The sequence below is a fragment of the Paenibacillus chungangensis genome (assembly GCF_042675905.1).
Lineage (GTDB): Bacteria > Bacillota > Bacilli > Paenibacillales > Paenibacillaceae > Pristimantibacillus > Pristimantibacillus chungangensis.
The window spans coordinates 103,631-121,307 of sequence record NZ_JBHTJZ010000033.1; the positions used below are offsets into that span (position 1 = coordinate 103,631).

Annotated in this window: 20 protein-coding genes; 15 read left to right on the forward strand and 5 right to left on the reverse strand. The window is 52.2% G+C overall.

What is annotated here, in order from left to right; translation table 11 throughout:
* Positions 1-145 precede the first annotated feature (145 nt).
* Both ACFQ2I_RS17695 and ACFQ2I_RS17700 read right to left on the reverse strand, forming a co-directional pair.
* On the reverse strand, positions 146-382 hold the full coding sequence (locus ACFQ2I_RS17695; RefSeq protein WP_377566511.1) for a hypothetical protein: 237 nt from the start codon (positions 380-382) through the stop codon (positions 146-148).
* On the reverse strand, positions 379-543 hold the full coding sequence (locus ACFQ2I_RS17700) for a YycC family protein (protein WP_377566513.1): 165 nt from the start codon (positions 541-543) through the stop codon (positions 379-381). The genes ACFQ2I_RS17695 and ACFQ2I_RS17700 overlap by 4 nt, the downstream gene beginning before the upstream one ends.
* 382 nt (positions 544-925) lie before the next feature.
* Here ACFQ2I_RS17700 and ACFQ2I_RS17705 point away from each other — a divergent pair, with 382 nt between their 5' ends.
* The 13 genes from ACFQ2I_RS17705 (at position 926) to ACFQ2I_RS17765 (ending at position 13,288) form a co-directional block, all read left to right on the forward strand.
* Complete coding sequence (locus tag ACFQ2I_RS17705; RefSeq protein ID WP_377566515.1) at positions 926-1,543, forward strand: helix-turn-helix transcriptional regulator; 618 nt, start codon at positions 926-928, stop codon at positions 1,541-1,543.
* A gap of 14 nt (positions 1,544-1,557) precedes the next feature.
* Entirely contained in the window at positions 1,558-2,358 is an 801-nt protein-coding gene (locus ACFQ2I_RS17710; protein ID WP_377566517.1) for a pyruvate, water dikinase regulatory protein, read from the forward strand.
* Positions 2,359-2,388: 30 nt separating this feature from the next.
* A complete protein-coding gene (gene ndk, locus ACFQ2I_RS17715) occupies positions 2,389-2,796 on the forward strand; it encodes a nucleoside-diphosphate kinase (protein WP_377566519.1) in 408 nt (135 codons plus the stop codon).
* Positions 2,797-2,928: 132 nt separating this feature from the next.
* Positions 2,929-4,032 (forward strand): hypothetical protein, encoded by a 1,104-nt coding sequence (locus ACFQ2I_RS17720; RefSeq protein ID WP_377566521.1) that lies wholly within the window; start codon positions 2,929-2,931, stop codon positions 4,030-4,032.
* The gene (locus ACFQ2I_RS17725) at positions 4,022-5,257 is read left to right on the forward strand and encodes a CpaF family protein (protein ID WP_377566523.1); all 1,236 of its coding nucleotides are present in this window, start codon (positions 4,022-4,024) and stop codon (positions 5,255-5,257) included. The genes ACFQ2I_RS17720 and ACFQ2I_RS17725 overlap by 11 nt, the downstream gene beginning before the upstream one ends.
* A complete protein-coding gene (locus ACFQ2I_RS17730; protein ID WP_377566718.1) occupies positions 5,244-6,089 on the forward strand; it encodes a type II secretion system F family protein in 846 nt (281 codons plus the stop codon). Before ACFQ2I_RS17725 ends, ACFQ2I_RS17730 begins: the two co-directional genes overlap by 14 nt.
* Before the next feature lie 13 nt (positions 6,090-6,102).
* Positions 6,103-6,978 (forward strand): type II secretion system F family protein, encoded by an 876-nt coding sequence (locus ACFQ2I_RS17735; RefSeq protein WP_377566525.1) that lies wholly within the window; start codon positions 6,103-6,105, stop codon positions 6,976-6,978.
* Between the two features lie 22 nt (positions 6,979-7,000).
* Positions 7,001-7,204: a Flp1 family type IVb pilin gene (locus tag ACFQ2I_RS17740; RefSeq protein WP_377566527.1), complete on the forward strand. Its 204-nt coding sequence runs from the start codon at positions 7,001-7,003 to the stop codon at positions 7,202-7,204.
* A gap of 19 nt (positions 7,205-7,223) precedes the next feature.
* Entirely contained in the window at positions 7,224-7,919 is a 696-nt protein-coding gene (locus ACFQ2I_RS17745; protein ID WP_377566529.1) for a TadE/TadG family type IV pilus assembly protein, read from the forward strand.
* The gene (locus ACFQ2I_RS17750) at positions 7,916-10,138 is read left to right on the forward strand and encodes a TadE/TadG family type IV pilus assembly protein (RefSeq protein ID WP_377566531.1); all 2,223 of its coding nucleotides are present in this window, start codon (positions 7,916-7,918) and stop codon (positions 10,136-10,138) included. Before ACFQ2I_RS17745 ends, ACFQ2I_RS17750 begins: the two co-directional genes overlap by 4 nt.
* Positions 10,104-11,120: a TadE family protein gene (locus ACFQ2I_RS17755; protein WP_377566533.1), complete on the forward strand. Its 1,017-nt coding sequence runs from the start codon at positions 10,104-10,106 to the stop codon at positions 11,118-11,120. The genes ACFQ2I_RS17750 and ACFQ2I_RS17755 overlap by 35 nt, the downstream gene beginning before the upstream one ends.
* Before the next feature lie 17 nt (positions 11,121-11,137).
* The gene (locus tag ACFQ2I_RS17760; protein WP_377566535.1) at positions 11,138-11,575 is read left to right on the forward strand and encodes an A24 family peptidase; all 438 of its coding nucleotides are present in this window, start codon (positions 11,138-11,140) and stop codon (positions 11,573-11,575) included.
* A gap of 27 nt (positions 11,576-11,602) precedes the next feature.
* Positions 11,603-13,288 (forward strand): DUF6382 domain-containing protein, encoded by a 1,686-nt coding sequence (locus ACFQ2I_RS17765; RefSeq protein WP_377566537.1) that lies wholly within the window; start codon positions 11,603-11,605, stop codon positions 13,286-13,288.
* On the opposite strand, the gene ACFQ2I_RS17770 is transcribed toward ACFQ2I_RS17765, so the two are convergent.
* From ACFQ2I_RS17770 to ACFQ2I_RS17780, 3 genes are all read right to left on the reverse strand, one after another.
* Positions 13,285-14,214, reverse strand: coding sequence for a TIGR01777 family oxidoreductase (locus ACFQ2I_RS17770; RefSeq protein ID WP_377566539.1), 930 nt, complete (start codon positions 14,212-14,214; stop codon positions 13,285-13,287). The genes ACFQ2I_RS17765 and ACFQ2I_RS17770 overlap by 4 nt on opposite strands.
* A 209-nt stretch (positions 14,215-14,423) precedes the next feature.
* On the reverse strand, positions 14,424-14,945 hold the full coding sequence (locus ACFQ2I_RS17775; protein WP_377566541.1) for a hypothetical protein: 522 nt from the start codon (positions 14,943-14,945) through the stop codon (positions 14,424-14,426).
* 58 nt (positions 14,946-15,003) lie between these two features.
* Entirely contained in the window at positions 15,004-15,435 is a 432-nt protein-coding gene (locus tag ACFQ2I_RS17780; protein ID WP_377566543.1) for a DUF2621 domain-containing protein, read from the reverse strand.
* Positions 15,436-15,537: 102 nt separating this feature from the next.
* Between ACFQ2I_RS17780 and ACFQ2I_RS17785 the strand changes: the two genes are divergently transcribed.
* Both ACFQ2I_RS17785 and purU read left to right on the forward strand, forming a co-directional pair.
* A complete protein-coding gene (locus ACFQ2I_RS17785) occupies positions 15,538-16,668 on the forward strand; it encodes a deoxyribonuclease IV (RefSeq protein WP_377566545.1) in 1,131 nt (376 codons plus the stop codon).
* Between the two features lie 47 nt (positions 16,669-16,715).
* Complete coding sequence (gene purU, locus ACFQ2I_RS17790) at positions 16,716-17,606, forward strand: formyltetrahydrofolate deformylase (RefSeq protein WP_377566720.1); 891 nt, start codon at positions 16,716-16,718, stop codon at positions 17,604-17,606.
* Positions 17,607-17,677 lie beyond the last annotated feature (71 nt).

Consider the following 17,677-nt stretch of genomic DNA (forward strand, 5'->3'; position numbering starts at 1 on the left):
GGCTCGGACAGCGAATCAGGTGACGATGAGGAAAATCGCTGCTTAAGCGATGAACTGCGAGAGGGACAGCATTGCGGCATATGAGTATGACGCCGTACATAGCAGAAGGCGTCGGAAACAGCGCATGGCGCCGTCTCCTCCGCGCTTACAAGTCGCGCAGAGGAGCGTCAGCCAGCAAGTAATCGCTGTCCGCATCGACGATCGTTGCCTTATTGTGGCAGCACGGGAATACGAGCAAGTGTTTCTTGCCATCCCGGATGTCGGGGAGCTGCTTGGGCTTTAGAGGGAGAAGCACGTTATCCTCTTGACAGTAGGGACAGCTGGTTACATAGAGATCATTCATGATTCGTTCATAAGGCCAGGTATGCCGGAATGGTATCATGGTTCCTCCGTGCTCTTCTTCTCTGCACCGCTATTCGCCAGTTCGGCAAGCTTCTGCATCAGAATATGGCGTGGCATGTGCATGAGCTGCTCGATTGGCACCCCAAGCTGCTCGGCCAGCTTGACGGCGGTATCCGCGGAGATTTGCAATGGCTTTGACATATTATTATACCTCCCATCTGTCTATACTAAAGTTATACACTGCCTGGACTCTTAGTGCAAATGATAGCGGCAATAGGGCGGAATGGAAGTGAAGAAATTCGCGAAGCGGCATCTGGATGTGAGTTTACGGACAAGATACAACGGTCATTGGCCGTTGTATTTTTTATCACGAATTTATAAAATTTTGGAGCTGAACTTATTTTGGATTCATTGATAAGTGAGACAAAAATCACTATTGATATTATGAAATAAATGCGAAACTAAATATTTATTGTGCAACAAATGTCATTGTGATATGTTATATAAGTCGGTGTATAATACACGATATGATATATGAGTCATATAGGGAGGGGGGAGAACAATTCAGTTAACATCTCGACAATTGGAACTCCTGGAGCTAGTGAAAAAGCATTCGCCGGTTACAGGCGAGCAATTAGCTGAATATTTGGGAGTCAGTCGGCCGACGTTGCGTTCGGACCTTTCCCTACTTGTAATGCTTGGCATGCTAGATGCGAAGCCGAAAGTGGGTTATTTCCTAGGAAATGCATATAAGCCGAATAGTGAATCCATGCAGCGCCTGAGCAGCTTGAAGGTAGGCGAAGTCCAAGGTGTACCCGTTAATATTCCGGATTCCTTGTCAGTCCATGACGCGGTGATTACCTTGTTCACCGAGAATGCGGATACGCTTATCGTGGTGAATGAGAATAAGCGGTTCGCCGGCATCGTTACACCCAAGGATCTGTTGAAAATTACACTGGGTAATCCAAGCTCGGCATCCATACCTGTCAGTATGGTGATGACCCGATATCCCAACATCGTTACTTTGCTTCCTAGCGATTCCGTTCATGACGCAATTATGAAGATGGCGGCGCATCAAGTGGATTGCCTCCCTGTCATTGCGCAGCGCGAGGAATCTGGACAAGATCCGGAAGTGGTAGGATGGGTGTCGAAGTCCGGTATTATTACATTATTGTCGGACATCGCGTCAGTCGGGGAATAGGAGGAGCCATATAGATGACAGAGCAAATCATATATGTATGCTCGGATGCAGTAGGAGAGACGGCGGAGGCGGTTGTGAAGGCGACTTTGCGTCAGTTTTCATCGGAGAATGTAAAAATTAAACGTTTCGGACACTTGCGTTCTGAGGATGAGATCTCACGTATAGTAGCTAATGCGGCTAGGTATGGCGGGTTTATCAGCTACACATTGGTACAACCAGAATTAAGAGCGCTTATGAAAGAGGAATCGATGAAGCATGGCGTTACCGCGGTCGATGTAATGGGACCGATGATGCAGGCGTTCGTGGATACGTTCGGCAGCTTTCCAAAGCGCGAGCCGGGGCTGCTTCATTCTATCGATGAAGCGTATCATAAGCGAATGGAAGCGATCGAGTTCGCAGTCAAGTACGATGACGGCAAGGATGTTCGAGGATTATTGCAGGCACAAGTCATTCTAATCGGTGTGTCGCGTACCTCGAAGACTCCTGTAAGCGTTTATTTATCTCATAAAGGGATAAAAACGGCCAACCTACCGCTTATGCCCGAAGTGAATCCGCCAGCGGAGCTTAAGAGTGGACCAGGCAGATTAATTGTTGGGTTGACGATGAATCCGGAACACTTGCTGCAAATTCGTACCGAAAGATTGAAGGCGCTGGGACTGCCCGCATCCGCTCAATACGCTTCGGCTGATCGCATTCAAGAGGAGCTCAACTACGCTTCTTCTATTATGAAAAGCCTGAATTGTCCCGTTATCGATGTTACGAATCGGGCAGTCGAGGAGACTGCTGGTATCATTAACGAATGGCTTAACCAATAAATGGATATACCATATAATGGAGGGGTAATCATGAACAAAACATTTGTAATGGTAAAACCTGATGGGGTGGCAAGAGGCTTGGTAGGTCGTATTGTAGCGAGATTTGAAGAAAAGGGCTTCAAATTAGCTCAAGCCCAATTGATGCAATTGAACAGACAGCAAGCCGAGGTTCATTATGAGCATTTGAATGAAAAACCGTTTTTTGGTGAGTTGGTCGACTTTATTACATCTGGTCCTGTATTCGCGATGGAGCTCCATGGAACTAATGCTGTCAAAAACGCACGCTCGGTCATCGGGGCAACAAATCCCGTTGAAGCGGCGGCGGGAACTATCCGCGGCGATTACGCTACTGACGTAGCCAGCAATATCGTACATGGCTCTGATTCGGATGAAAGCGCGGAAAGAGAAATACGTAATTTTTTCAACATCAATAGTTGACGAATTGACCATCATATGGTAAATTTTATGGCAAGTTGATTTTTATGAGACATGACGGAAGCACCGTTAAGGGCAGCAGCCAGCTGCGCCCTTTGCGGTGCTTTTTTTGTTATGGAGGAAAGGAGAGAGGGGATGCGCTATCTATTGGCGGTAGTGATGCAAGACGGAGAATATATGAAACGGCTGGCTGATTATGTGCGGGACAGTCCTTATAGCGAATCATGGAGTGTAACGGCGTTCACAAGCGCGGACGCTTGCAGGCGGTATATCGACAAGGGCTATGACGTGCACCTAGTGGCAGCAGAGCCGGAACTTCTGAAGGAACTGGAACATCTCATTGCGGCTATTCCTGCCGTGGCTTTAGTAGACAAGCTGGGCGAGAGCGGCGCGCTTCGCGAACTGCTGAAGTATCAGTCTCTCCCGATGCTGCTGAAAGGATTAACGGAATGGCACAGCCGCAGCATCGGGAAGCCGGCCCGATCTGCGACAGCTGCTTCAGGCCAAGCTAGCGGCTGCGGCGTTATAACGGTATCCTCAAGCGCTGGCGGAGTAGGCAAGACGGCATTGGCGCTTCATTTGGCGCATGCAGCAGGCACTAGAGGACTTCGAACTTTCTATTTGAATCTGGAACGTTGGAACACATCAATGTTATGGCTGGGAACGGATGGGACAGGAGGGGAAGGGATGTCTGAGCTGCTGTATGAGATCAAGGCCAAGTTCAGCACAGCCAGGCAGTGGCTTGTTCGTCATCGCCAATACCATCCGCTGCTAAAATCGGATTACGTGTCGGCCTTCAATAATGTTGAGGACAGGCTGACTCTGACGCCAGAGGACGCTTCCGCCCTGTTGGAGCTGATTGCTGAGACAGAGGAATACGATGTGATCCTTGTGGATGGCGATGACACCTGTGATGATATGCGTGCAGCGTTAATGGAACGATCCCGCTATATGCTTATGGTTTTGACGGAAGATCCTGTTATAGTGGGCAAGCATGAACTGGCTATGGCCTATGCCCGCCAACGCTGGGGGGAGGAATTTCAAGCGGCGCAAGACAAGATGAAGCTGGTTTACAACAAGTCAAGCGGTATGCAACTTAGGGTGAGACATCCCTATGGGCTTCCCTTCGTACACGAATGGCAGACTGGCGGAACATTGTTGTCATCGCCGCAATTCAGAGCTGCTGTCGATAAGCTGCTGGAGCGGCTGTTGGAGGGTGAGTGTGCCCATGTCCGCTAATGAAGCTATGATAGCGCTGCGGGAGCAAGTGCGGTCCCGATTGGATTTCAGCGTAGCTCTAAGCGACGAAGAGCTGATGACGACCGCTGAGAGTGTGGTGATGGAGTGGAGCCATCAGCATCCACTAACAGCTTCCGAGAAGGTCGGGTACGTGCGGAGACTGTTCCATTCCTTCAGAGGACTGGACATTCTCCAACCGTTGATGGAAGACCCCGAAGTGAATGAGATTATGATCAACAATCATGAGGAGATTTTCGTTGAACGGGCGAGAGAGATAAGCAGGCTGGCAGCCTCGTTCGAAAGTCGGGAGAAACTGGAGGATCTCATTCAATCTATCGTCGCTGGCGTGAATCGCATTGTGAATGAATCGACACCGATCGTAGATGCACGCCTGAAGGATGGCTCCCGCGTGCATGTCGTGCTTCCGCCGGTTGCCTTGAAGGGCCCTTGCATGACGATTCGCAAATTTCCAGAGCAGCCGATGACGATGGATCAACTGGTAATGAGGGGAACGTTGACGGAGACTGCGGCAAATTTTCTTAAGACGCTGGTTGAATCCAAATACAATATTTTCATAAGCGGGGGTACAGGTACGGGAAAGACGACATTCTTGAACGCTCTGTCCCAATTCATCCCAACTGACGAACGTATCGTGACCATCGAAGATTCGGCAGAGCTACAGCTCGCCACGATTGCTAATCTTGTCTCCCTGGAGACGAGAAATGCTAATACGGAAGGGAAGGGCGAGGTGACCATTCGCGATCTTATACGAGCCTCTCTCAGAATGCGTCCCAATCGGATTATCATCGGCGAAGTACGCGGTGGGGAAGCGCTGGACATGCTTCAAGCGCTGAATACCGGCCATGAGGGCTCCATATCGACCGGACACGGCAATAGCGTGAAGGATATGCTGGGTCGTCTGGAGACGATGGTGATCGGAGCGTCAGAGTTGCCGCTGCCCGTCATCCGGGGACAGATGGCGTCGGCCATAGACATTATGCTTCATCTGGCCAGGTTCCGGGACGGCTCCCGTAAAGTGGTGGAGATTAGCGAGATTACAGGCGTTAATAATGGAGAGATCAGCCATCGTCCATTATTCTTGTATCGGGAGGCGGACAGAGGAAGCGTGGAGGGAAGATTGATCCGTTCAGATCATCGTCTGCAGAGAACAGCAAAGCTGGATATGGCGGGAAAGGGGCTGGAGATCATTGGTGCAGAGAGCTGAGCTTCTGAAAAAGAAAAGATTGAATCGGTTGCTTCGATGGTCAGGCTGGGACTCGTTATTGGAGAAGAAGTCGCAGAGAAGGGGAGATCAGCCATTAAGTTATTGTTCGTACCGATTGGCGGAACGAGAACTCCTTCTATCTATAATATTTGGCGGGACGCTACTCTTCTTCGGGGCTTACCTGTTCTACCAATCCGTTGCGGTCGCCATATTCGCTTCATTAGGAGGACTTCTGGCACCAAGATACAGACGGGCAGCCATGCTGGAGAGAAGACGCAATATGCTTAAGCTGCAATTCAAAGAAGCGCTGTACGCGTTGGCCTCTTCACTCGCGGCTGGCCGTTCACTGGAGGTGGCTTTCAGGACGACGCTGGAAGATTTGCGATTGCTGTACCCTGATGCCTCTACGTTCATCCTGCTGGAATTCCAGAGAATCTGTCATTTGCTTGACTCCGGAGAACCGCTAGAGCGCGGTCTTAAGTCGCTGGCCGTGCGAGCAGGCATTGAAGAAATTGTCGACTTCTCGGAAGCAGTATCCACCTGCAAGCGCTCAGGAGGGGACATGCTAGTTGTGATGAGACGAACTTCCTCTATTATCGGCGAGAAGCTGGGCGTTGAATCGGAAATCAAGGTGCTGATTGCCCAGAAGCGATTCGAGGCGCGCATTATGATGGCTGTCCCGTTCGTATTCATGCTCTTCTTGAGCTTGGCTGCGCCCGATTATATGAAGCCGCTGTACAGCTCGCCCGGGTATGTCTTGCTGACGGCCGCCCTTCTGATCCTGGCGTTGTGCTTCTGGATGATGCATCGGATGATGTCTATAACGCTGTGAAGGAGGCCATAAGATGGCTGCTGTTGCTGCGGTGCTGCTCACTGCTTGCTGGCTATATGGACTTGGCGGCGAGGCATTACGCCGATTCGGGAAGGGGCTGTTATCGGGAAGAGGGGGAATGCGGGGCAAGGCGCATGCCAAGGAGATGCTGTTGGAAGAGCCATTCCTCAAGCTGTTGGAGCAGTTTGGTCTGTATGACAAGCTGGCTATGCAGTTCAATGCGTTCCATATGAAGCTGGCTGTGCTGAAGGGTCGGTCGTGGACGATTGAGCGGAGCAGGCGAGAAGCGGCGACAGCAGTGGGAGGGAGCTATGCCGCATTAACGGGAGGGGCGTGGTTGGCTTGGATTGGGAAGGAGAACTTGCTGCTCCTGGTCGGGTTGCTGCTTGGTATCGTTCTGCTGTGCAGACCGTATGTGGAAGCAAGACGCGAGCTGGAGAGAAGGAAGAGGATGATGGTGGCCGCGCTTCCAGGTGCCATTAGCAGACTTATGCTTTTAGTAGGAGCAGGCGATACGGTAGCGAATTCGTTTCAACGCTGTCTGGAGGGACGGGAAGGGAGCGACCATCCGCTGTATAAGGAATGGGAAGCGGCAGCGGAGGCTCTGCGCAATGGTCAGTCGTTCAGCTCGGTCATGGAACGGTTCAACCGCAGCTGCGCGATTCAGGAGGTTGCTGTGTTCACCACCGCAATTTTGCTGAATTACCGAAGAGGAGGCGATCAATTTGTGCTAGCACTGCGTGAGCTAACCTACTCGTTATGGGAGAAGCGGAAGGAGATTGCCCGCACTAGCGGGGAGGAAGCCTCGTCCAAGCTGGTTTTTCCGCTGGTGGCAATATTGCTAGTGATGATGGTGCTTGTCGCAGCGCCCGCTGTTATGGTGCTGTGAAGAATTTGATAAGAAGGGATGAATGAATATGTTATTTGGTGCATGGAGAAATTGGTCGGAGAAGGCGCGGCGTTTCTTTCGGAATGATAGCGGGCTGGGCACGCTTGAGGTCATTCTGATTATAGCGGTCGTCATTATTATCGCCCTTCTATTCAAAGATTGGATTATTGCATTGGTGAGTGATTTGATGGACAAAGCGGATGATCAGGCGAACAAGATATTTTAGGCTGCCAAGACGATGGCGTATGTGGTTGTCAGGGGATTGCGGGAGCTATACGCTGGAATCCGCTATCGTATTCCCTCTTTTGTTTGCAGTCGTGCTGCTGTTTTTGGCGCTAGGACTGTATCTGAATCAAAAGGTCGTTGCGGTGTATGCAGCAGCCATTACATCGGAAAGGGCGGCGTTCGCTTGGGACAACAGCCATCGTGATCCTGCTAGCGGGATATTATTGCGGCCGAATTATGACGGACTGTATCGGCGATTGGGAACGGACGGTACGATCGCCAGCTTGTTCGGTCTTGCTGGGGATAACGGACGCACGGTGATACCGTTGCCCGTAGACAAAGCGAATAGTTCGGATGACAACGGCTTGACTACGCGAAAGCTTCTGAACGCAGCGTGGTGGATGAATGGAAGCGAGCTGGCGTATAAGGGCGAAATCAGCTACGGTGTAAGCGGATTGACGGGCGCTGTGGAGAGCAGGCTGGTGCAGACTGTCGTATCGAAGCTGTCATGGAAGTCGGGAGAGATGTCAGAAGGGCGGGAGGTCGTCTATTCCGGCAGTGTAGTGGACCCAGTAGAATTTATGCGTAGTGTAGAGCTCGTTAGATATTATACAACCAAGTTCGCCAATCGGGCAGACGCCCGAAGAGCCAAGGCAGACGCCGGCGAAGTATTGGCTTCTTACGGAGGCGGAAGCGGCATAGGAGGGAAGCGATGAGGCGGCTGGACGGAGTGAATCGTCTACTATGGCGGGATGACGGAGCGGTTACGATATTTGCTGTCGTTGTATTGTCTTCGTTGCTGCTGTTCTTCGCGGTGTTGATTGATTATGCCAGAATTGCCGCTCTGCACAAGCTTGCGGAGGATACGGCCCGATCCGGCGTACGTTCCGTCTTGTCGGCTTATGACACATGGCTATACGAGCGTTATGGTTTGTTCGGCAGGGGCGGAACGGATGGGAAGGAGATTTTTCGGCAAGTGTTGGAAGGGAATCTGGAGAAGAGCTCGTCATCCACCTTCACGATTATGGAAGCACGGGTCGAGGGGGCGGAGGTGCACACATTGCTTACGCTAGGGGAGCATGAGGTGTTCGCAAGAAGCGTGCTGGAGGAGATGAAGTACAAAGCGCCGATAGACTTCACGCTGGAGATCGCAGCTCGGCTGGCTCCACTGGCTGGTGCAATGAAAGAAGCCTCTCATGCGGTAGACACCTTGACGCAGCTGCGACATTTATATGAGAAGAGAGAAGGACACATAGAGGCAGTCTTCAAGTTCCAGCAGCAGGCGGCGGACGAGCTGCGAGGAAGCGCTGTTCATTCGCTAATACCGATTGGTGTGGGCGGAGGATTCGCAGGTACAGCAGCCGCGGCAGTTCAAGGTTATAGCGCTTATGCGGAGATGAAGCTGTATGACCTATCCTTGCCGGAGGATGGGGAGCCGTTGTATAAGAGTGAGACTGCCAAGTATGAGCAGGAAGTATGGAGCTTGAACGATGCCATCAGAAGGGCAGGGGACAGCCTGCATTTTCGGCATATGGAGTTCATAGGGAAAGCTGAGGAGGAGCTTGAGAAGGCGGGAGCGCTAAATGAGGAGATGCGTCGGACAGCAGAACGGGCGAATCGTGATGCGAATGCGGCGTACGATGCAATATCCGGGAGTAAGGTGCCTGGCTCTACCGGCAGCGGGATGCTCGGCAGCGAGGAGGCTGAGCTGGCGGAGGTGCGTAAGGCAGGCAAGGAGCTGGTGCTAGGAGCGGAATGGTTCGCCAATTATAAGCAGGAGCTGTTGCAGCAAGGAGCGGACGGAACAGGCTATATTCACGCAGGCAGTCAATGGATGTCGAACTTGCAGACAGCCATGTCCAATCCGGGAGCTCAGCATGTTCACTCAGCAACACTTTCGAATAGTCTCACTGCCATTCATACGGCTTACCGGCTTTATCACGAACGGTATGTTGTGCCGGGCAGCGTATTGCGGAATCGCCAGCAAATACTGGCAGGCGGCGAGCTGAAGAAAAAGCTAAAGGAACAGGAAAGCAAGGCTGAAGCACGATGGAGGCAAGCGCGTAATCTGCTGAACGGTATTGCATCCATGCCGTCGAACGATGAGCATACGCGCCAATTCCGAGAGGTCGAGAAGCGATATCGGGAAAGTCTTCTATTCAATACGCAGAGTGACGACGGATCATCACAGCTGCAGCAACCTGCGGGTGAAGCCTATGAAGCCGCCCGCCAATCGTCTGCTACGATGGATAATATGTTCGCCGGCTTGTCGGATATGCTGCGGCACACCAGAGACAACTTTTATTTCGGCGAGTATGTAGTGGCCAGATACTCTCGCTTCGAGCCGCAGCATTTGTTTGGTTTGATGAGCAACGGAGATATCTCCGGCTTGGCGGGCCTGAGTTCCTTCCATAATCAGGAGGCAGAATATGTGCTCTACGGCTTTCACACTCCGACGGGCAATCTGATTGCCGCCTACGGGGAACTGTTCTCGGTGCGTCTGGCCATACGAACAATGGAAGGACTAATTGCGAGCAGGTCGTTGGGGCATCCACTGTTGATTCTCTCTGCAGCTATCGTGTACGGATTGGAAGGCGCGACGGCAGATATGCTGTCTTTGGCGGAGAGGGGGGCTGCGCCATTGTCGAAATACGCAAAGATCGATCTGGGCTACAAGGACTATCTGCGTATGTTCATGCTGCTGCATGGCGGGCAACGGGAAGAGAGGCTCGCTCGTATGATCGCTGTTATTGAACAGAACGGGAATTTAAAACTCTCCTCCGTGCCGGCTGGAGTGACGGGAGAAGCAAGGCTGTCCATAAAGCTGCTGTTCCTGCCCGGTGTAATGAAGCTATTGGGAAAATGGGGGATGCTGGACGGGAAGGTGGCAGGCAACCGCTATGAAAGCCGTAAAATTGTTGGCTGGTCCTATTAATACGATTAAAAGAGTAATGAACCTTCCAAGAATGGGGCGCTCGAAGGAGCAAAAAGGACTGAAAGAGGAGCAGCTCGGCTCCATTGTACTGGAAGCGGCAATTGTGACGCCATTCCTGCTAATTGTGCTTATGGTCTTCATTATGCTGATCTCGTTATGCGCAGCGCAAATGGCGCTGCACTCCGCAGCATCCAATACCGCACGGCAGCTGGCGGCGCATATGCGGCCCGTCGCTCTTGCAGCGGCACACCTGCCTACGCTGCCTGGAGGCCCAGCTGGCTTATCCGGCTGGGAAGAGATCGCGGCCTCTGGAGCGGAATGGCTGCCAGAGCCCGCAGGCGAGCTGGTTGCCTCCGCACTGCGCGGTGACTGGCAGCCGCTCGTCAATTTGGCCGCTTCGGAATTGGGACGACATGCGGTGGAGCCTTATATCCGGAAGGCAATGAAGGATGATGCCGTATTGGACTCCGATCGCATCGCGCTTGCCAAGCTGACTCTTCCCGATTTGCAGAGAAGAGATCCCGCATATTTGTCCATTGTCTTGGAGTATCAATATCCCCTTAAGCTTCCCTTCTTCGGAAAGCCACTAGTGCTGCGCGAGCGAGCTTCGGAAAGGGTATGGCTAAGCGATGCGAAGGCTGCTCAATACGGCTCGGAAAATGGAGTTGAAGGAGAAGTCTTGACGCTGCAGGTCGTAGCTGTTCATCCCTCGCCCTTACGTCCGGGACGCAAGGCAACAGTAACGGCTAGAACGAATCCGGGAGCGAGGGTCTCGTTAGGCGTATTGTACAAGAGCGGAAGCAGCAAGGCGAAGCACCTTGGAGAGGCTGTAGCTGACGAGAATGGCTTCGTACAGTGGACTTGGCATGTCTCGGGCAATACGACGCCAGGGATATGGCAGTTGACTATTTCAACCTCAGATGGCGAGCGTCAGGTGTCCCGTCATTTTATCGTAGAGAAGCAAGAACAGGAACTGGAATAGTGGAAGGAAGGGAATGGATGATGTTATCCGGCTTGGCGACAGCTATTTTGCTTGCTGCAGCGTTTTTGACGGATGTTCGGTGGCAGCGGATTCCCAATGCTCTCACTGGAGGTTTTTTCTTGGGAGGCTGCCTGTATGGGCTCTTGTCCGGTGGCTGGCAACAGTTGATGGATTCAATGCTGGGAGCTGCCGCAGGTTTCGTGCCTTTATTGTTGCTGTATGGGCTGAAGAGTATAGGAGCCGGAGACGTGAAGCTGTTCGGGGCTGCGGGCGCCTGGCTTGGCATCGGGAATGTGCTGCAGTTAATGCTTTTTTCGATGCTGTTCGGCGGATTGATCGGCTTGGCGCTGCTTGCGCTGCGCAGGACGCTGCCGGGGAGCAGGAGGACATACCACAGCAGTTTTCCATTCATGTTAGCTGTTGCTCCTGCCGCCATAGTGCTATGGGTGATGTAGGATTAACTTGAAAGGGTGGGGGATGTGATGGCGATGCATGGTTTCCGCATTGATTTTGCCATGAATCGGGGACACGTAATGATTGTAGATCGGAAGAAGGGGATATACCGCGACGAGTTGGATGATATAGAGATGAACATGCTCTGTGCCGAGTCTGTTCCGCATCTGCTCCCGGTCGATTGGTTCGAGCTGGACGGGAAGCTGACGTTTCGCTATGCGCTCTCGGGAATGAAAATGCTGGTTCATCGCTTACAGCAGCAGCCGCTTACGATGAGTCAATACTATAGTTTGCTGTTGAGTGTTACCGATGCTTTGGCGGAATGCAGAGACTATATGCTTCGTCCCGAAGGGTGCTTGCTTGGCGATTCGTTCATATTTATGGGCGAACGGTTCGGAGATATTCGTCTTCCGTATATTCCACTGAAAACGGATGTGGAAGAGCAAGCGCCAGGCGCAAGCGAGCTCTTGTCTCTCGCCGTCCGATGGACGTCTTATGTTGATCATATCGACGGGGAGGGCTTGAAGCGAATTTTTCAGCTGCTAAGCGCAAGCAGGTGGCCATTGGCAGAGCTGCAAAAAACGTTGCTGGACATGCTTGGTGATGTGAAGGAGCAATCATCAATACCCGCCGATATAGGCTCTTTGCCACAGGAGATGGAGTCCGTTAACCGGGAATTCGACGTTAAGACAGACACTTCTCAGCACTCGGAAAGATCTACTGTCGGTGGTAGGGCGATAGCAGGGGGAGAACGCGCGAAAGCTGCAACATTAAGTTCACCTGCCTCTTCGGAGATGCAATTGAAGCCTGTTCAAACAAGCTCTTGGAGTCATTCCGACAGTGAGATCATGGAGAATGTGGATGATGAGTGGGAGGAAGAGAATGTGTCATCGAAAGCGAGCAAGGGTAAATGGCTGATTTATGCAGTTGCTCTGCTTGCTACAGCTTGCGTATGGCGTTTCATCTATTTGCCTGCCCCATCTATGCCCGGTCTTCTCTCCAGTGCAGGCCTTACACTTATGATACTGGCTGTCTCGGTGTATATGGGCAGAAGAGGAAGCGGACTATTGTCAACTGTCAAGGATAGCGAGGAAGACGACGGGTTGTTCGAACCCAGTACAGATATGCTGCGCAAGAAAATATTCTGGGAGCCTAATCCGATTCATAAGGAAGGCACTACGCACTCCCTGGGCAGTTATTCCGTAGCCGGAAGCGTCAGACCGCCTAAGCCTGAGATGTCCTCAGAGTCAAGGCAGACTGGCAATATCGACAGGCATCATGGAAATGCTGAACCCGTTCACTCTGCCGTACTGTCTCCGGCAATGACAATTGCACCAACGACCGTGCTGGAAAGGGAAGATAGTGGTGAGTTGAATGTCCCGCCCGATGAACACGCCGCGGCTCCTGTGTTATGGTTGAAGCGAAAGTGGGACGGGCGGGAAGAGACAATTGAATTGGCGGGAACGGAACCGTTCAAAATAGGAAGAGCGGCGGAAGGGGTGCACTATTCCGAATTGGCGGAAGGCGTATCCCGCGTTCATCTGGAGATTGAGAGCAAAGATGACGAGCATCAGGCGAAGGACTTGGGCTCCCGCAACGGGAGCCTTCTGAACGGCAAGCTCATGATCCCATACAAAACTTACAGCTTAACGCAAGGGGACGTTATTCATTTGGCGGGAGAGAAGGGACCAAGCTATGAGATCAATTTACGCTAATCACTTCGTTGATTGGGCTGATGTTTGCCAACCAATTGCTCCATTGCATTGTCTATATTCGGATACAGAAATTGGAAGCCGTAGTCCAGCGATTTCTTCGGCACAGCGCGTTGACCGTCTAGCAACAGCGTCGACATTTCGCCGAAGAGGAGGCGCATGAGGAAGGCCGGCACAGGAAACCAGTGTGGTCGGCCCATGGCTCTGGCTAGCGCTCTTCCGAATTCATCGTTGCAGACCGGTTGCGGCGCGGAGGCGTTGACAGGGCCGCTTATTCTGTCATTGTCCAGGCAGAACAAGATGAGCCTCACTATATCGTGCAGGTGTATCCATGACAAGCCTTGGTCCCCGCTTCCGACAGGGCCACCTCCAAATAATCGATAAGGCAAGGCCATTAGCGGAAAAGCTCCACCCTTATCTGCCAGCACGACCCCGACTCGGAGCTTCACAAGTCTTGCTGTCGGTATTTGATCGGCGGCTTGTTCCCATTGCTTGACGACCTCTGATAGAAAATCCGTCACGGCTGTCGGGCTGCTTTCGTCGAACACCTCATCTTGCGATATGCCGTAAGCGGATATACCCGAAGCATTGACGACTACCTGTGGTAACTGCTCCAGCGACTTCGCAAGCTGAGCTACTTGTTCCGCAGCCCATATTCGTGAGTTCAGTATGCGTGATTTTGCGGAATCGGTCCACCGCTGGTTAATGCTTTCTCCAGCAAGATTGACGATTGCGTCCAGCCCATTCAGACTGGCTGAATTATGCTGCAAGGAATCCCAAGTCACAATGCGCGGAGACTTGCCGCTTCGGCTGCGGTCGGCCCCGGAATTCTGTCTGGATATGACAATTACCTCATCCCCCCGCGTAAGCAATGCTTGCGTCAAAGCTTTCCCGATAAAGCCCGTTCCTCCGGTTACAGCGACCTTCATCCGACGTTCCTCCTTCTACAGATGCTCAATTGCTATCTCCATTCTACCATGAATACTCCGCCACTTGCGAAGCGATCACTTCCATTGTGAAAATCGCCGATTCACCTCATGGCTTGTAGAAGCGGGAGTCCTCTTAAGCTGCCATGGATAAAAAAAGAGCACGAGACGATTAAGTCAAGTGCTCTTTGGATTTGACATCACAGCAGCAGTTATTTGATTTCTTCAATGGACTGAAGCCATAACTGCTTCACGTTGTTCTCGCTGTCAATGACTTTCTCCGTATATTCGAATTTGACCTTAGCTTCGGCGGGCAATTCTTCAATAATCGAAGTCAATTCGCTCGTTAGACGGTAAGCGTTGGCCCCTTCGTCTGTCCTGATCTCCACGGAATTGGAATCAATTGCGCCCGTATAGGTACCTTCCCCGTGAAGGATTGCTTCTGTAGAACCGTCATCACCGGTGCTTCCCTTATCTTCGTCGTCACCACCGCTGTCGCCCGTCTCGGATGCGGTATCGTTCCCGCTTCCGCCTTCAGACGGCGTATCTGGATCCATCACGCCGTCATTATCCGGGAGATTATTCGATCCGACCGATTCATTGTTGCCTTGGCTGTTCCCCGAATTGTTGGGGTCCTGGCTTGCATTGCTGCAGGCGGACATCGATAGAGCTAAGGCAAGCAAGAGAACTGCTGCCGTAGTGGCTTTCTTCTTCATCGTATTCGTGTTGTTCATGATAGAACCACCTCCTGTACATTAAGACGAAGCGAATGCAGAAGAGGTTGCGAAAATCTTATTTGTTCAGCAAATGCTCGTAGGCGGAATAGTCGATTCCCTTACGGTCCAGGAAGCTGACGAGACTACGATAGTCGCGCTTGGGAGTCGCTCTTATGTAACCTTCAATACAATGATCCCTCGTCACCGTGGAGGCGCCTTGCTCGATCGCGACTTGACCGATCTTGGCCGCGATGGAATGCTTGGCGATGTCGCGGAATGCCGTCGGAACAGGCGATACCAGCTCGTTCAGGAGTGCTTTGGATTCCTCGTTCCACATGCTGCGGCTTCTCTCGACCCAGTAGTTTTGCCAATCCAGCTTGGACTTGCCGTCCCGCATCGGCAGCACCTTCAGAAATTTGCGGAACATGAAAAAGCCGCCGATGGCCATTGAGCCCACCATGACGATCGCCCAAAACAAAATAAAGTAAAACCAAATCCCTTGGTCCATGTTGCTTGTCACCTCTCAAATTGAATTATAGCGTATTCCTAGATTTATTTCGACATTACCTGTAAAATAAGGGTTGATTAACGATAAAGGGGCGGTTGAGTAATGTTGAAGATAGGTTCCCACGTGTCATTTTCGGACAAGGGGTTGCTCACGGCAACCAAAGAAGCCATTACTTATGGCTCCAACACGTTCATGATCTATACGGGAGCGCCGCAAAATACGAGACGCAAACCGATTGAATCGCTATATATTGAGGAAGGGAAGGCGCTGATGGAGGAGTCGGGGTTCGGCGAGATCGTCGTGCACGCTCCTTACATTATTAATCTGGGCTCCTACAAGGAAGATACGTTCGAGCTGGCCGTCCGCTTCTTGCAGGAGGAAATCCGTAGAACGGATCATATCGGCGTGCGCAACATTGTACTTCATCCCGGCGCTTACACGGATAAAGACGCGGATTATGGCATTAACCGCATTGCAGAGGGACTGAACGAGGTGCTGTCCGGCACGAACGGCACCAATGTGAATATTGCGCTGGAGACGATGGCGGGCAAAGGCACGGAGATCGGCCGCAGCTTCGAGGAAATCGCTTCTATCATCGATAAAGTGCAGGACAACAGCCGACTGACGGTGTGCATGGATACTTGCCATATGCATGATTCCGGCTACGATCTGAACAATGATCTGGACGGTGTGCTGGAGCAGTTCGACCGTATCGTCGGTCTGGACCGCGTGGCGGTCGTTCATATTAACGACAGCAAAAATCCGAAAGGGGCGGGCAAGGACCGACATGCGCCGCTCGGCGCCGGCTATCTGGGCTTCAAGACGATCTGCAATATCGTCCATCATGAGGCGCTGAAAGGTCGTCCGTTCATTCTGGAGACGCCATGGATCGGCAAGGATGCGAAGAAGCAGCGTCCGATGTACGAAGCGGAGATCGCCTTGCTGCGCGGCAATGTCAGAGGCCGTCTGGGCGAGAGCTTCCTGGAGGATGTGGAGCGTCTGCACGGCTTCTTCGGCAAGCAAGAACTGGATCCGCGCGGTTATCTGCTGGAGACGTGGGATGTGCTGAAGGGCGACGCCAAGGCGAGGAAAGCGGACCCGCGCGAGCCGATGGAGCGGCTGTACGATCTTGTGCTGGCCGAAGGCGCACTGTCTGCGGAGCTCTCCGAAGAAGAGGTTAATCAGCGGCTGACCGCTTGTCTCGCCGGCAAGGAACTGCTCGTCCAATCATAGAATAAATTTCATACCATACGAGAAAAGGAAGATTAATGCATATGTCAATGAATAGCAATGGAACGCAAACGGGTGCAAGCAAGACGGCAGGACGCGCCCGCATGCTAATATCATGTCCGGACAGTTCCGGCATCGTGGCGACTGTATCACACTTCCTGCATGAGCATGGCGCGAATATCGTGCAATCCGACCAGTATACGATGGACCCGGAAGGGGGCATGTTCTTCATCCGATTCGAATTCGATCTGAATGATCTGGAGAAGGAATTGCCGGTCATCGTGGAAGACTTCACGCGAGTCGCCGACCGCTTCGATATGAAGTGGAGCACATTCCGCGCATCCCGCAAGAAGCGCCTTGCCATCTTCGTATCGAAAGAGGACCATTGCCTGCTGGAACTACTGTGGCAGTGGAGATCCGGCGATCTGGATGCGGATATCGCCATGGTCATCAGCAACCATCCCGATATGCGCGAGCAGGTGGAATCGTTCGGCATCCCGTACCATCACGTTCCCGTTACGCCGGAGACGAAGGCAGAAGCGGAGCGCGAGCAGATGGAGCTGATATCCGGCAAGGCCGATCTGATCGTACTGGCACGGTATATGCAGATTATCTCACCGAAGTTCATCGAGCAATTCCCGAACCGCATTATTAATATTCATCATTCATTCCTCCCGGCGTTCGTCGGCGGCAAGCCTTATCAGCAAGCCTACAAGCGCGGGGTGAAGATTATCGGCGCTACGGCTCACTACGTAACGGAGGAGCTGGACGGCGGTCCGATCATTGAGCAGGACGTGCAGCGGGTGACCCATCGTGATAACGTGGACAGCTTGAAGCGAATCGGACGTACGATTGAACGCGTCGTATTGGCCCGCGCAGTGAAGTGGCATATCGAGGACAGAGTGCTCGTGCATCAAAATAAGACAGTTGTATTCAATTAATAGTGAATGATACAATATGCAAAACAATTCTATAGCTTTAATACGTTCAAGTATTGAAGCTGTAATGACTC

Bases quoted from the DNA above. Each gene is read 5' to 3' on its own strand.
- ACFQ2I_RS17695 (WP_377566511.1), bottom strand. From the start codon at position 382: ATGATACCATTCCGGCATACCTGGCCTTATGAACGAATCATGAATGAT.
- ACFQ2I_RS17700 (WP_377566513.1), bottom strand. From the start codon at position 543: ATGTCAAAGCCATTGCAAATCTCCGCGGATACCGCCGTCAAGCTGGCC.
- ACFQ2I_RS17710 (WP_377566517.1), top strand. From the start codon at position 1,558: ATGACAGAGCAAATCATATATGTATGCTCGGATGCAGTAGGAGAGACG.
- ndk (WP_377566519.1), top strand. From the start codon at position 2,389: ATGAACAAAACATTTGTAATGGTAAAACCTGATGGGGTGGCAAGAGGC.
- ACFQ2I_RS17720 (WP_377566521.1), top strand. From the start codon at position 2,929: ATGCGCTATCTATTGGCGGTAGTGATGCAAGACGGAGAATATATGAAA.
- ACFQ2I_RS17725 (WP_377566523.1), top strand. From the start codon at position 4,022: ATGTCCGCTAATGAAGCTATGATAGCGCTGCGGGAGCAAGTGCGGTCC.
- ACFQ2I_RS17735 (WP_377566525.1), top strand. From the start codon at position 6,103: ATGGCTGCTGTTGCTGCGGTGCTGCTCACTGCTTGCTGGCTATATGGA.
- ACFQ2I_RS17740 (WP_377566527.1), top strand. From the start codon at position 7,001: ATGAATATGTTATTTGGTGCATGGAGAAATTGGTCGGAGAAGGCGCGG.
- ACFQ2I_RS17745 (WP_377566529.1), top strand. From the start codon at position 7,224: ATGTGGTTGTCAGGGGATTGCGGGAGCTATACGCTGGAATCCGCTATC.
- ACFQ2I_RS17750 (WP_377566531.1), top strand. From the start codon at position 7,916: ATGAGGCGGCTGGACGGAGTGAATCGTCTACTATGGCGGGATGACGGA.
- ACFQ2I_RS17755 (WP_377566533.1), top strand. From the start codon at position 10,104: ATGAAAGCCGTAAAATTGTTGGCTGGTCCTATTAATACGATTAAAAGA.
- ACFQ2I_RS17760 (WP_377566535.1), top strand. From the start codon at position 11,138: ATGATGTTATCCGGCTTGGCGACAGCTATTTTGCTTGCTGCAGCGTTT.
- ACFQ2I_RS17765 (WP_377566537.1), top strand. From the start codon at position 11,603: ATGGCGATGCATGGTTTCCGCATTGATTTTGCCATGAATCGGGGACAC.
- ACFQ2I_RS17770 (WP_377566539.1), bottom strand. From the start codon at position 14,214: ATGAAGGTCGCTGTAACCGGAGGAACGGGCTTTATCGGGAAAGCTTTG.
- ACFQ2I_RS17775 (WP_377566541.1), bottom strand. From the start codon at position 14,945: ATGAACAACACGAATACGATGAAGAAGAAAGCCACTACGGCAGCAGTT.
- ACFQ2I_RS17780 (WP_377566543.1), bottom strand. From the start codon at position 15,435: ATGGACCAAGGGATTTGGTTTTACTTTATTTTGTTTTGGGCGATCGTC.
- ACFQ2I_RS17785 (WP_377566545.1), top strand. From the start codon at position 15,538: ATGTTGAAGATAGGTTCCCACGTGTCATTTTCGGACAAGGGGTTGCTC.
- purU (WP_377566720.1), top strand. From the start codon at position 16,716: ATGAATAGCAATGGAACGCAAACGGGTGCAAGCAAGACGGCAGGACGC.